General features: G+C 65.7%; 8 protein-coding genes. 5 read left to right on the top strand and 3 right to left on the bottom strand.

Going from position 1 to position 12,946, the window contains the following annotated elements:
- Positions 1 to 139 precede the first annotated feature (139 nt).
- Positions 140 to 2,095, top strand: a complete 1,956-nt coding sequence (locus PVE35_RS09775; protein WP_277374508.1) for an acetoacetate--CoA ligase — start codon at positions 140 to 142, stop codon at positions 2,093 to 2,095.
- A gap of 163 nt (positions 2,096 to 2,258) precedes the next feature.
- The gene (locus PVE35_RS09770; protein WP_268177867.1) at positions 2,259 to 3,008 is read left to right on the top strand and encodes a transporter substrate-binding domain-containing protein; all 750 of its coding nucleotides are present in this window, start codon (positions 2,259 to 2,261) and stop codon (positions 3,006 to 3,008) included.
- Here the strand turns inward: PVE35_RS09770 and PVE35_RS09765 are convergent.
- The gene (locus PVE35_RS09765; RefSeq protein ID WP_277374507.1) at positions 3,005 to 4,207 is read right to left on the bottom strand and encodes a PilT/PilU family type 4a pilus ATPase; all 1,203 of its coding nucleotides are present in this window, start codon (positions 4,205 to 4,207) and stop codon (positions 3,005 to 3,007) included. The two genes, PVE35_RS09770 and PVE35_RS09765, sit on opposite strands and share 4 nt — an antisense overlap.
- Positions 4,208 to 4,354: 147 nt before the next feature.
- On the opposite strand from PVE35_RS09765, the gene PVE35_RS09760 reads away from it, so the two are divergent.
- The 3 genes from PVE35_RS09760 (at position 4,355) to PVE35_RS09750 (ending at position 8,881) form a co-directional block, all read left to right on the top strand.
- Positions 4,355 to 4,633, top strand: coding sequence for a peptidylprolyl isomerase (locus PVE35_RS09760; protein ID WP_017362973.1), 279 nt, complete (start codon positions 4,355 to 4,357; stop codon positions 4,631 to 4,633).
- A 240-nt stretch (positions 4,634 to 4,873) separates the two neighbouring features.
- On the top strand, positions 4,874 to 6,769 hold the full coding sequence (locus PVE35_RS09755) for a patatin-like phospholipase family protein (protein ID WP_277374506.1): 1,896 nt from the start codon (positions 4,874 to 4,876) through the stop codon (positions 6,767 to 6,769).
- Positions 6,770 to 7,942: 1,173 nt separating this feature from the next.
- Positions 7,943 to 8,881: an L-threonylcarbamoyladenylate synthase gene (locus tag PVE35_RS09750; protein ID WP_277374505.1), complete on the top strand. Its 939-nt coding sequence runs from the start codon at positions 7,943 to 7,945 to the stop codon at positions 8,879 to 8,881.
- A 14-nt stretch (positions 8,882 to 8,895) separates the two neighbouring features.
- Here PVE35_RS09750 and PVE35_RS09745 read toward each other — a convergent pair whose 3' ends face one another.
- Both PVE35_RS09745 and PVE35_RS09740 read right to left on the bottom strand, forming a co-directional pair.
- Positions 8,896 to 11,346 (bottom strand): DUF2309 domain-containing protein, encoded by a 2,451-nt coding sequence (locus tag PVE35_RS09745; RefSeq protein ID WP_277374504.1) that lies wholly within the window; start codon positions 11,344 to 11,346, stop codon positions 8,896 to 8,898.
- Complete coding sequence (locus tag PVE35_RS09740; RefSeq protein ID WP_277374503.1) at positions 11,343 to 12,881, bottom strand: NADH-quinone oxidoreductase subunit L; 1,539 nt, start codon at positions 12,879 to 12,881, stop codon at positions 11,343 to 11,345. Before PVE35_RS09740 ends, PVE35_RS09745 begins: the two co-directional genes overlap by 4 nt.
- Positions 12,882 to 12,946: the final 65 nt, after the last annotated feature.

The raw sequence follows: 12,946 nt of genomic DNA, 5'->3' as shown, positions 1-12,946 counted from the left end.
AAAGCGTCATCCACCCTACGCCTGGCACTACGGGCGCGCGTAGTAAAGGTCGGTGCAATGCCAGCAAAGGTCGTCTGAGTTAAAGTCCAAAGGCCTGCACGGACTAAGCTCAAGCCCACAAGAACGACGAGGACTCACCATGCCGCAACCTCTGTGGACACCTTCGCCCGAGCGTATCGCCGCCAGCCGGATGGACGCCTTTCGCCGTTTTGTCAACCAGCGCCACGGTATGCAACTGGCCGACTACCCGGCCCTGCATGCCTGGAGCGTCGAGCAGCGCGAAGCCTTCTGGCAGGCCATAGTCGATTTCTTCGAGATTGCTTTCCATGCCCCCGCCGAATGCGTGCTGCGCGAAGGCCCGGCGATGCCGGATGCCCAGTGGTTCCCCAGCGCCACGCTGAATTTCGCCGAACACCTGCTGCGCCGCCGCGACGGCCACCCGGCGCTGGTGGCCATCGGCGAGGACGGCAGTCGCGAGCAGCTTAGCCATGCGCAACTGGCCGCCCATGTCGCCGGCCTGCAGCGTGCCCTGCGCGATGCTGGCGTGGGTATTGGCGACCGCGTCGCGGCCTTCATGCCCAACACCTGGCAGACCGTGGTAGGCATGCTCGCCAGCGCCAGCCTGGGCGCCACCTGGTCGAGTTGCTCGCCGGATTTCGGTACCCAGGGGGTGATCGACCGTTTCGGCCAGATCGAACCCAAGGTGCTGATCGCCGCCGCCGGCTACCGTTACGCCGGCAAGACCATCGACCTGACCGACAAGCTCAACGAAATCTTGGCGCAACTGCCCAGCCTGGAGCGCCTAATCATCGTGCCCTACTCACGGGAAGAGGCCAGCCCTAGCGATTACACGTCAGTTGCTCCAGTCAGCCTCTGGCAGGACTTCTACCAACCCGGCGGCGCGCCGCAGTTCACCCCGGTAGCCTTCGACCAACCGCTGTACATCCTCTACTCCAGCGGCACCACCGGCGTGCCGAAATGCATCGTCCATGGCGTCGGCGGCACCCTGCTGCAGCACGTCAAGGAGCATGGCCTGCACACCGACCTGGCTGCCAGCGACACCCTGTTCTACTACACCACCTGCGGCTGGATGATGTGGAACTGGCTGATGTCGGGCTTGGCCCTGGGCGCCACCCTGGTGCTCTACGACGGCTCACCCTTCCAGCCCGAGCCAACACGGCTGATCGACCTGATCGACGCCGAAGACATCTCCATCTTCGGTACCAGCGCCAAGTTCATCGCCGCGCTGGAGAAGGCCGGCGTCAAACCACGCCAAAGCCATAGGCTGAGCAGCCTAAAAGCCGTCCTCTCCACCGGCTCGCCGCTGGCCCACGAGAGCTTCGACTACGTCTACCGCGACGTAAAGCGCGACCTGTGCCTGTCGTCGATTTCCGGCGGCACCGATATCGTTTCCTGTTTCGCCCTGGGCAACCCGACCCTACCGGTCTGGCGCGGCGAACTGCAGTGCAAGGGCCTGGGCATGGACGTGCAGGTATGGAACGACAGCGCCCAGGCGGTGACGGGAGAAAAGGGCGAACTGGTTTGCGCCCGGCACTTCCCCTCGATGCCAGTGGGCTTCTGGAACGACGCAGACGGCGAGAAATTCCATGATGCCTATTTCGCCAGGTTCCCCGGCGTCTGGGCCCACGGCGACTATGCCGAAGAAACAGAGCACGGCGGCCTGGTCATCCATGGCCGCTCAGACGCGGTGCTCAATCCGGGCGGCGTGCGCATCGGCACCGCGGAAATCTACCGCCAGGTGGAAAAGGTGCCGCAGGTGCTGGAGTCCATCGCCATCGGCCAGGACTGGCAAGGCGATGTGCGCGTGGTGCTGTTCGTGCGCCTGCGTGATGGCGTGACGCTGGACGACGCCCTGCGCGAGGAAGTCCGCCAGGTGATCCGCGCCAACACCAGCCCACGCCACGTGCCGGCAAAGATCGTCCAGATTGCCGATATCCCCCGAACCCTCAGCGGCAAGATCGTCGAACTGGCGGTGCGCAATGTGGTTCATGGCCGCCCGGTAAAGAACACCGATGCCCTGGCCAACCCCCAGGCGCTAGCGTTATATCGTGATGTGCCAGAACTGCAGAACTAGATGAAAGAGCATCAGGCGGCCTGCGCCCTGGACATTCTCGGTGTCCAGGATCATTGCGCCCATATGCGTCACGCGGCGCCACTCATGGTTGGAGCGGGCGGCATCGGTTGTCGCAGGTCGACATCGGCAGCAGGCTCTATACTTTCCTCATCCAAGCCCGTGGATGTCGGCCGTGCCCATCATCTTCTGCCTGCTTGCCCTGTTGCTGCTGCCCCGCTACCTGGCCGCGGGAGAGACGGTGCTGCTCTACATGCCCGACGCCCCGCCGCTGACCCTGCACGAATATCAGGGTGGCTATGGCATGGTGGGTGATGTGGCGCTGGCGGCCATCGCCCGTAGTGGCCGGCTGAGCCAACTCATGGACGAGCCCTGGCCCAGAGCACAGGCCAGTGTCGCCGATGGCGAGGATCTGCTGATCATCCCGCTGTCGCGCACGCCGGATCGGGAAGAACGCTATAGCTGGATCGCCCCGATCATGCCGCTGGAGCGGGCCTTCTTCAGCCTGGACACCCCCGTGCACAGCTTCGCCGAGGCCCGCCAGCGCTATAGCCGCATCGGCGTCGGCCTGGGCACGGCGCAGGTGGAGATACTGCGGCGCGAGGGCTTCGCGGACAGCCAGGTGGTGCAGCTCAAACTGGGCGAGAATCCGGCGCGCCTGCTTGAACTGGGACGCATCGATGCCTGGTTCACCGGCATACCGGAAGCGCTATACATCTGGAACAAATCCAGTGAACGCCAGAACGATCTGCAGATGAGCCCGGCGCTGGCAAGAACCGACCTCTACCTGGCCTGCTCCAGGCTGTGCGACCCGCAGCTAATCGCCGAACTGCGAACGGCAGTGCTGGAGCTGGAAGCGGAAGGCGTCAGCCAGCGCTTGCGCCAGGCCTATCTGCCTGCGCCCCTCTACCCCTAGATGCCGTGGCGCCCCGGATCTTCCGGGGGCTGCTCCTGCTCGATCTCCTCCAGCTTCAGCTCCCACTCACTGGCTGCTGCCGCTTTCGCAGGCGCCGCGGGTGCAGCGGCGACAGGCGCCGGCTTGGCATTGGCTGGATTGTCGCGGTGCAGCTTGAGCTTGAGGCGCACGTTGTTCGCCGAGTCGGCATTCTTCACCGCCTCTTCCTCGTCGATGGCACCTTCGTGCACCAGGTCGATCAACGCCTGATCGAAGGTCTGCATGCCCAGGTTCTTCGACTTCTCCATGATTTCCTTGAGCTCGGAGAACTCGTTGCGCTTGATCAGATCGCGCACCGTCGGCGTGCCCAGCATCACCTCCACGGCGGCGCGACGCTTGCCATCGGCGGTCTTGACCAGGCGCTGGGAGACGAACGCCTTGAGGTTGTTGCCCAGATCGTTGAGCAGTTGCGGACGACGTTCTTCGGGGAAGAAATTGATGATGCGATCCAGCGCCTGGTTGGCGTTGTTGGCATGCAGGGTGGAAATGGCCAGGTGGCCGGTGTCGGCGAAGGCCAGGGCGTGCTCCATGGTTTCGCGGTCACGGATCTCGCCGATCAGGATCACGTCCGGCGCCTGACGCAGGGTGTTCTTCAGCGCGGCATGGAAGCTGCGAGTGTCCACCCCAACTTCGCGCTGGTTGATGATCGACTTCTTGTGCCGGTGCACGTACTCCACCGGGTCTTCGATGGTGATGATATGGCCGCCGCTGTTGCGGTTGCGGTAGTCGATCAGCGCCGCCAGGGAGGTCGACTTGCCCGAGCCGGTGCCACCGACGAAGAGCACCAGGCCACGCTTCTCCATCACCGTGTCGAGCAGCACTTCGGGCAGCTTGAGATCCTCGAAGCGCGGGATGTCCAGCTTGATGTTGCGCGCGACGATGGACACCTCGTTGCGCTGCTTGAAGATGTTGATACGGAAACGCCCGACGCCCGGCAGAGAGATCGCCAGGTTCATCTCCAATTCGCGCTCGAATTCCTCGCGCTGCGCACCGTCCATGATCGACTCGGCGATGGCCGCCACGTCGCCGGACTTCAAGGGCTCCTGGCTGAGCGCCTTGAGCACGCCATTGAACTTGGCGCAAGGCGGTGCGCCCGTGGAGAGGTACAGGTCGGAACCATCCTGGGTGGACAGCACCTTGAGCATTGCATGGAGATCCATGGCGGCATTCCCGTGAAGACAGTTGAATTACCATAGCCACGATTGACCGCCCTCTGAGTGGCGAGCCATGGCTGCAAACTGGCGTCATTCTGCTGGCGCAACGAATGCTGGCACAATACGCGCCCGGTGAATATGAGGACTGCATCAATGGCAAAGGCAATGGCCCGCCACATTCTGGTCAAGACCGAAGCGGAAGCCGCGGCGCTGAAAAAGCGCATCGCTGCCGGTGAGGCCTTCGACGTGCTGGCGCGCAAGCACTCCACCTGCCCCTCCGGCAAGAAAGGCGGCGACCTGGGCGAAGTGCGCCCCGGGCAGATGGTCCGCGCCGTGGATCAGGTGATCTTCAAGAAGGCCCTGCGCGAGGTGCACGGCCCGGTGAAGACGCAGTTCGGCTATCACCTGATCCAGGTGTTCTATCGCGACTGAAGGGCGCCTCTAAAAACTACCTGCGTTGCCATCGCTGCGTTAAAAACAGGCTGGAACGCCAGCCCGGTCAAATGCTCATTTACAGCTCGTAAACTGCGCTTTCTCGCCTGTTTTTGCCTTGCGCTGGCTGCCTCGCCTACGTTTTTAGAGGTGCCCTGATCGACCGCTGCTGGCACATAGCCTTTATTCGCGCGTTATCATGCCTGCTCCCGCCACCGTGCGCTTGCCTCAGGAGCCCCGATGAACGCCAGCCGCCCCGCCGTTTTCGCCCGTGAGTGCGACCTGGTCATGAAGGGCGGCATCACCAGCGGCATCGTCTACCCGCTGGCCATCAGCGAGATCGCCAAGGCCTTTCGCCTGCGCAGCATCGGTGGCACCAGCGCCGGGGCGATCGCCGCCGCAGCCGCGGCCGCAGCGGAACTCGGTCGCCAACGCTTCCAGGCCGGTGAACTGAGCGAGGATCCGCAAGGTTTCGCCGAGATCGAACGCCTGCCCCGGCACCTGTGCCTGCCGGCGGCGAGCGGCCAGGGCACCAAGCTGCTGGCACTGTTCCGCCCACAGCCCAGGCTCCGTGGTCTGTTCGACACCTTCACCGCCATGCTCGATGCCCGGCGCAAGCCCCTCGGTCTGCTACGCGCCGTGCTGCGTCATTATGGCTTGGCGGCAGGCCTCGGCGCCCTGCTCGGCGGCGGCCCGTTATGGCCGCTGGCATTCGGCGACCATGGCTGGCTGCTCTGGTTGTGGCTGCTGCTCAGCGCACTGGTCGGAGCCCTGGTGGCCGTCGCTATCTGCCTGCTGCGCCAGCTCGGCCGCGAACTGCCAGCCAATGGCTTCGGCCTGTGCAGCGGCATGTCCAGCTCGGACGACATCGCCCCAGGTGAAGCGCTGACCCCCTGGCTGAGCGACTACCTCGACCGCCTCAGCGGCCAGCGCCAGGCCTGCGCGAACGAAGCCGAGGCAGTGCAGTGCACCCGTCCCCTGACCTTCGGTGACCTGCGCCGGCATGGCATCGATCTGCAGATGATGACCACCTGCGCCAGCATGGCGCGCCCCTTCCGCCTGCCCTTTGGCAACGACGGCCGGGTACGCGAGAACAACCAGTTCTATTTCTCCCACTCGGAATTCGTCTCTCTCTTCCCCGCGCGTGTCGTCAACTGGATGTGCGCACGCCAGCGCCCGGAGCAGCAAGGCGAGCGCAGTGACGGCCTGTATCGCCTGCCACTGCCGGACGACCTGCCCGTGGTGGTGGCGGTGCGCATGAGCCTGAGCTTTCCCCTGCTGCTCAGCGCGGTGCCACTGCACGCCGTCGACTACCGGCACAGAGACAAACCCATGGAGCGCTGCTGGTTCACCGATGGCGGTATCGCCTCGAACTTTCCCATTCACTTCTTCGACCAGGCCCTGCCGACCCGGCCCACCTTCGGCCTCGACCTGGGCAGCACCGAGGACGCCCGCAGCCAGCGCGTGCATTTCCCCACGAGCAACAACGACGCGCGCCTGTCCTACTGGCGGCGCTTCCCCGGCAGCGGCCTCGGCGCCCTGGGTGGTTTCCTGCGCATCGTGATGAACGTGGCCAAGGACTGGAACCACGAGACCCTGTCGTTGCTACCGGGGTTTCGCGACCGTATCGGCCTGATCCAGCTGACCCGCGAGGAAGGCGGCCTGAACCTGACCATGCCGCCCGAGCGCATCGCCCGCCTGACCGAATACGGCCGCCAGGCCGGCATCGAGTTCGTCCGTCGCTTCGGCGACCCGGCTTGCTGGCAGGCCGGCGCGCAGGCCACCAAGATGAACTGGGAGAACCACCAGAGCATTCGCCTGCGCCTGATGTTGGCCAGCGTCGCCGAGCAGCTCACCAGCCTGGAACGCGCCTGCAGCAGCCTGGCGCAGACGCCCGAGGACTATGCGCGCTTCTTCCGCGAGAAACACAGCTACGCACTGCAGGGCCTCGGTAACCTGGCTGCCGACGCTGACGGCCAGTACCCGAGCCAGGCGGCGCTGGCCCTGGCGCAACTGGATGCCCTGCGCGAGCTGGCCAGGCTGATCGAGGCGCAAAGCCAACGCCGCCCTGCCCTGCATCCGGCCAAGGGCGCGCCGAAACCAACGCCGGAGCTGAAATTGCGTCCGCGTGTCTGAAGTACGTTTCCAGGAATCTAGGCGAGGCAGCCAGCGCAATACTGATGCTGGTTCTATGAAACACCGGAGCGATTCACGCCGGGCTGGCAAGTTTGTGTGTGGGTTGTTGGCTTGTTGGTTGTTCGGGTGCTTGTTCCGGATTGCAGCGTTTTTGTTGATGTTTTTGGTTTCGCCCTCCCGGGCGAGTCACTTTTGGGGCAAAAGTAACCAAAACCTCCGCCCGGTCATCCGGCCCTGGCTGCGCCAGGGTTCGCTCACTACATCGCCGTTCCAGAGGCCCGCCGCGAAGGGCCATCCATGGCCCATCGCGGCTCTCGGCTTTGGCATCCTGCGTCGCTCTACCTCCTGCATCCATGCAGTCGTCGCGACATCCATGTCGCTCAACCTCTTCCACGACGATTCCGTTCGCCCTCCTGGGCGGGCTCTGCACGCGCCTGAACCTGCGGTAACTCTCTGGAACTCTGTGTGCTTGAACATGAGGTCAGCCTTAGGGCTGACCAGAATGCCGGCTGCAAGCCGGCAATCTATTCAAGCGAATGAAACTACGCGAATGAAAGTTTTGGTTTAACTCGATAGTCCAGTCGCGATTTCACAACCACTAGAACACGCCGAGCATACTTTGGAATGCCCGTTCGTTCAGGCGCGCTAACTCCCCCTTCAGGAGGCCGAACGCAGGCATTGCGCAGGGGGCGAGCGGCATGGATGCCGCGAGAGGCGTAATGGGCCAGGGATGGCCCTTGTAAGCCGACCCCGGAGCAATGCCGGAGTGAGGGGAGTCGAGCGCAGCATGACGGGGACGCCTAGTTCCGGATGGCGGGGGTGCGTTTCTTTTGCTTACTTTTCTTTGCGCTGGGCGGCAATCCGAGTTCAAAGAAAAGTGAGTCGCCCGAGGGGGCGAAACAAGGAGTTTCTGAATACACCGCAGCGGCGTCCAAAAACACCCAACGAACCAATACGAGCTAACAAACAAACTTGCCAGTCCGCTATCAACCAAGCCCTCCCCCTAAAATCCGAAGAACCTGTTTTTAACGCTGCGATCACAACGACTGCATGGGGCAGGAAGCCCAAGCCGAGGCAGTGCTCAGAGGCGCTCTTGAAACTGCCCATCTACCCCACAAATCCCCTAGAATCGCCCGCTGCCTACGGGATGAATACCACGAGCCACCTTTACCCATGCCCACCATCACCCACGACATCGAGCGCTGCGCGCAGCAGCTACAGAGCGGCGAGCTGGTCGCCATGCCCACCGAAACCGTCTACGGCCTGGCCGCCGACGCCCGTAACGGCGACGCCGTGGCCAAGGTGTTCCAGCTCAAGCAGCGCCCGGACAGCAACCCGCTGATCGTCCACCTGGCCGATGCCGGCCAGGCCACAGACTGGGCCAGCCAGGTGCCGCCGCAGGCCCAGGCCCTGATGGATGCCTTCTGGCCGGGGCCGCTGACCCTGGTGCTGCCAGCGCGTGACGAAGTGCTGCGCAACGTCACCGCCGGGCAAGACAGCGTCGCCTTGCGCGTACCCGCCCACCCGGGCGCACGCGCCCTGCTGCAAGCCTTCGGCAGTGGGCTGGTGGCGCCCTCGGCCAATCGCTACATGTCCATCAGCCCCACCAGCGCAGCCCACGTTGCCCAGCAATTCTCAGACAGCGAGTTGCTGATCCTCGACGGCGGCCCCTGCCAGGTGGGCCTGGAATCGAGCATCGTCGCCCTGCTGCCCGGTGACGCCCCGCGCCTGCTGCGCCACGGTATGCTCGACCAGCAGCGCCTGCAGCAGGTGCTCGGGCAAGACCTGGAAACCCGCGACGGCGGCCTGCGTGCCCCAGGCCAGCACCGCCGCCACTATGCACCGGGCACCCAGGCCAGCACCTTCGTCGAGGTGCCCGAAGCGGCGCTGGATGCCCCCGACTGCGGCTGGATCTGGTGCGGCCAGGCGCGCCCGAGCCAAGGTCCTGCCATCGACCTCAGCGCCGACCCGGAACGTTACGCCGCCGGCCTGTACGCCGCCCTCTACCAGCTCGACGCCATGGCCCTGCGCCACCTGCATATCGCCCTGCCGCCAACGGGCGCGGCCTGGGCCGCGGTGCACGAGCGCCTGCAACGGGCCACCACCCAGTAATCCAGCCTGACGGCTCATCCCGCCGTCAGCGGGCGCCAGCCTCGTGCATCGCGTAGCTGCAGAGGGGCGCCGGGCTGGTCGTCCAGTTGCAACAGATACAGCCAAGCGTTCTCCACCAGCTCACGCACCACCTGATGCTCGGCGATCACCTGATCGATCATCGCGCGCGGCGCAGCGATCACCACGCTCAGGCGTACTGGCCGATGCACCCAGCGCTGACCATCGTGCAGCGATTGCCGCGCCAGGCCGATGCGCAGGTCGCCACCGTTGCCCTCGAACACGCCGATATGCCCACCCACCACGTTGTGCAGCACCTTGTTGCCACTGCCGAAGCGCAGGTTGTCGGTGGTCGAGGTCAGGTACTGCAGGTTGATCCAGTGCGTCACCAGCATGGGCGCGGTCATGATCTGCTCCAGCGCTTTGCCGCCCTCGTCCGCACGCCAGTCGTAGTCATGCAGGAAGGCCCTGCCCTGCAGGTCGAGGCCGCGACTGCGCGCACGCGGCGCGACGATGAACGCGGCATTGCCGGCTAGGCCCCACTCCGGGCGGGTCTGTGCCCAGTCATTGGCGCGCCGACGTAGCGCCGTCAGCAGGCGTGCGGGGCGTTGGCCCAGGTGTTCGAGGCCGAGCTGGCTAGCGCGGCTCTGGCGTACCTTGACCGCAGCGGCATCCAGCGCTTCGCGCAGACGCTGCCAGTGCGCAGTGAAGGCTGACGGCAAGCGTTCGCTGGCGAACACCTGCACCTCGTCGGTGGTGGTGTTGTGCAAGCCGGCCAGCACATGGCAATCAGCCGGCAGCTCGATGCCCTGCACGACCAGCCCCTGGCGCACCTGCGGGTCATTGAGCAATTCGGCCAGCACGCGCGCATTGACCTCGCCGCTCTGGCCGCAGCAGGCGCCGCAATCCAGCCCGGCCGCCTGGGGGTTGTTGGCACTCTGGCTGCCATGGCCGAGCAACAGGATCAGCGGCGGGAAATCCCGCGTCAGGCTCATCGCCCGCAGAATGCGCGCCGCCAGTTGTACCCGCTGCTCATCGGCCAGGGGCGCCAGTACCGGTTGCAAGCGCTGCCATTCACTGGCCTTCAAGGCCACGCGCTCGGCCGGGGTATGGCCCCGCAGCAGCCCACCGGTGTGACCAAGCAGCGCGGCGGCATGCCCCAGGCCGATGGACTCGACCAGGGTGAAGGCCGAGGCCGGCAAACGCCCGAACAGGCGCCAGCCACCCTGGCGGCCCAAACGCGCCTGGCGCCGTCCGGCCAGCTTGGCGTCGCAGTCGGCATCGCCGCAACTGTCGCTGACCGCCAGTTGCGGCGCCAGCAAGCCCGGCAATTGCGGGCGCGTGGCCGCCGTGCCCAGCGGGGTATAGGCGATGGGCAGGCCGAAGAAGCCGGCGAAACCGCCGGTCTGCACCTGCGGGCAAACCGCTTCCAGGGCTCGCCGCAGCGGCTCGGAGCGCACGTCGATGCAGAAGTAGACCCTGGCCAGCGGAGCCTCGGGAGCAGGTTCCTCGCCGTGGCCGCACAGAAGCTGCTGCAGGTGCTCCTGCCAGGCCAACTCCTCGGCACGCTGCCAGAGCTGCAATGCCTGCCAGGTGGCTGATGGCCGGCGACCACGCGCCAGTTGCCAGGCCTGACGCCAGGCGCTCCAGCGGCTGCCGGCGCCGCGCTGGTGGTCGTCCACCAGCCATTCCCAGGACGCGCGTATGGCCAGCAGGTCGAGCAGCGTGGCATCGTCGCCACCGGACAGGCGCGCCTGCCAGCGCCGGTAGGCGCACCAGGAAGCCCAGCCCAGGCTGCGCAGCAGCAGGCAGTCGAACCATTCATCCAGCTCGTCGACACCGAGCCCGAGGTGCTGCACCACGCTTTCCAGTGCCGCCTGTGGCTGTGGTGGCAGCTTGGCGATGCGCGCGCCCAGCTCAGGGCAGGCACTGAGCACGCTGAGGCCGCGGTCATCCTGCATGGCCTGGCGCCAGGCCTGGTACAGACCGTCCTGGCGATGCGGATGCCAGTCGGCCTGCGCCTCGTCGAACCAGGCGGCGCAGCACTGGCCGATCTGTTGGGTGATCAGCGTCGGCCAGCCCGGCAAGGCGATCTCGGCGTCGGTCATGTCCTCCAGCAGCGGCAGGCTGCGAGCTTCCTCGTGGACTGCGTGCAAGGCCTGCAACAGATCCGCGACCGTCAGGCCCTGGGGGTTGTCGGCCAGCACCTGCTGCAGATGACGTTCGCCGATCTGCCCATTGGCCCAGGCCTGGCGATAGTCCTCGGGCTTCAGGGTCAGGCGACTGCCTACACGGCGCCAGAGCTGCTCGGCCACCTCGCCCCAGTGCTGCTGGCGCCGCTCCCACAGGGGGCTGACGGCGATCATGCGATCCAGCGGCCAGGTCGGGGCGATACGCTCGCAGGCCCGGTTGGCAGCGGCATGCAGGGTGTCGCGGTCGATCACGGCGAAATATTCGATGGCGGTCATGGGCGCTCTCCGTTGACGGATACGGTGGCTTGCGGCGGGCGTACCGGCCACAGGCGAAAGGTCAGGCGGGTGAAATGTTCATCGAGGAAGAAGCCGGCGAATGCGGCCGGATACAGGCGCCGCGCCAGCGCCCCTTGCGGCCTCGCGACTATCCAGGCCTGCAGCAGGTAGAGGGCGAGGAACAAGCTCAGGGCCAACAGGCTCAGGGCCAGCGGCGCACCTGGCAGTTGCGGGCCTAGGTCAAGAATCCAGCTCGCCGCCAGGTGCCAGAGCAGGTACAGGCCCATCAGTGCCACCAGCATCGACCCGGCATGCAGCGCATGGCCACGGCGCAGGCACCAGGGGGCCAGGCCCACGGCGAGAATGATCAGCGCCTCCAGCGGCAGCGGGTGCGCCGGCACGAAATGCCGCCATGCCTGATCGAGCCCGATCACGGCCAGCGCTGCCAGCACCAGCGCCAGCAGCAAGGCAGCCAGGCCCGGCGCCGGGCGAGACGGCTGCAGCGCCTGCTGACGCACCTGCAGCACCGTCTCGCCGGAGGCCAGGAAGGCATGCGCCTTGTACAGCGAGTGTGCCAGCAGGTGCACCAACGCCAGTTCGTAGAGGCCCAAACCGCATTCCAGCAGCATGAAGCCCATCTGCGCGCAGGTCGACCAGGCCAGACGCACCTTGATGCTGATGCGGGTCATCATCACCAGCGCCGCGAGCACGGCGGTCAGGCCGCCGATCAGTACCAGCAGCGTCTGTGCCAGCGGCACGGCCGAAAGCAAGGGAGCGAAACGCAGCAGGACGAAGCCACCCAGGTTGACCACCCCGGCATGCAACAAGGCGGATACCGGCGTCGGCGCCTCCATCACCTGGATCAGCCAGCCATGCACCGGCAACTGCGCGGACTTGAGAATCACCGCCAGCACCAGCAGCACGGCGGCCAGTTGCAGATCCCAGCCCAGGGCCCCGCCCGGCTGCAGGCGCGCCGTCACCTGTTCGAGAATCGCTGCCAGTTCACTGCTGCCCGCTGCCCGTACCAGCAGCACGCTGGCCAGCAGCAGGCAGACATCGGCCAGGCGGCTGGCGAGGAATTTCTTGTGCGCCGCCACCTGCGCCTGAGGCCGATCGGGGTAGAAGGTCAGCAGTTGATGCAGGCACAGGCTGGAGACGATCCAGGCCGCCACCAGCAGGTACAGATCGCGGCTGGTGACCACCATGGCCACGGCTGCCAGGGTGCCCAGCAGCGCTAGCAGATAGCGACGCTGACCGGGTTCGCCTTGCAGGTAGCGAGCGGAGAACTCGATGATCACCCAGGCCAGCAGGCTGATCAGCGTGGCCATGGCTAGCCCCAGGCGGTCGGCGGGCTGGTCATCGAGTCCAGCCTGTAACAGCGCGGCCAGTACCAGTGCGAAGCCTGCCGCACCGGCCAGACGCCCCGGCAGCCACAGACGGCTGCCCTGCCGTTGCGGCCACAGTGCCACGGGCAGCAGCGCCAGGGCGTACAACCAGGGCAGCCAGGTGGCCAGTTCAGAATAAAGCGGGAGCATGAGCAATCTCCGAAGCGAGAAGATGGCTCTAGTCTCCGTTAGCACTTTTTTTATTTAAAATAGAT

This window comes from Pseudomonas sp. AA-38 (genome assembly GCF_029457475.1).
In the GTDB taxonomy this organism is placed as follows: Bacteria; Pseudomonadota; Gammaproteobacteria; order Pseudomonadales; family Pseudomonadaceae; genus Aquipseudomonas.
Note: the sequence above shows the minus strand (reverse complement) of the source record. Positions and strands in the feature narration are given on the sequence as shown.

Bases quoted from the DNA above. Each gene is read 5' to 3' on its own strand.
- PVE35_RS09775 (WP_277374508.1), top strand. From the start codon at position 140: ATGCCGCAACCTCTGTGGACACCTTCGCCCGAGCGTATCGCCGCCAGC.
- PVE35_RS09770 (WP_268177867.1), top strand. From the start codon at position 2,259: ATGTCGGCCGTGCCCATCATCTTCTGCCTGCTTGCCCTGTTGCTGCTG.
- PVE35_RS09765 (WP_277374507.1), bottom strand. From the start codon at position 4,207: ATGGATCTCCATGCAATGCTCAAGGTGCTGTCCACCCAGGATGGTTCC.
- PVE35_RS09760 (WP_017362973.1), top strand. From the start codon at position 4,355: ATGGCAAAGGCAATGGCCCGCCACATTCTGGTCAAGACCGAAGCGGAA.
- PVE35_RS09755 (WP_277374506.1), top strand. From the start codon at position 4,874: ATGAACGCCAGCCGCCCCGCCGTTTTCGCCCGTGAGTGCGACCTGGTC.
- PVE35_RS09750 (WP_277374505.1), top strand. From the start codon at position 7,943: ATGCCCACCATCACCCACGACATCGAGCGCTGCGCGCAGCAGCTACAG.
- PVE35_RS09745 (WP_277374504.1), bottom strand. From the start codon at position 11,346: ATGACCGCCATCGAATATTTCGCCGTGATCGACCGCGACACCCTGCAT.
- PVE35_RS09740 (WP_277374503.1), bottom strand. From the start codon at position 12,881: ATGCTCCCGCTTTATTCTGAACTGGCCACCTGGCTGCCCTGGTTGTAC.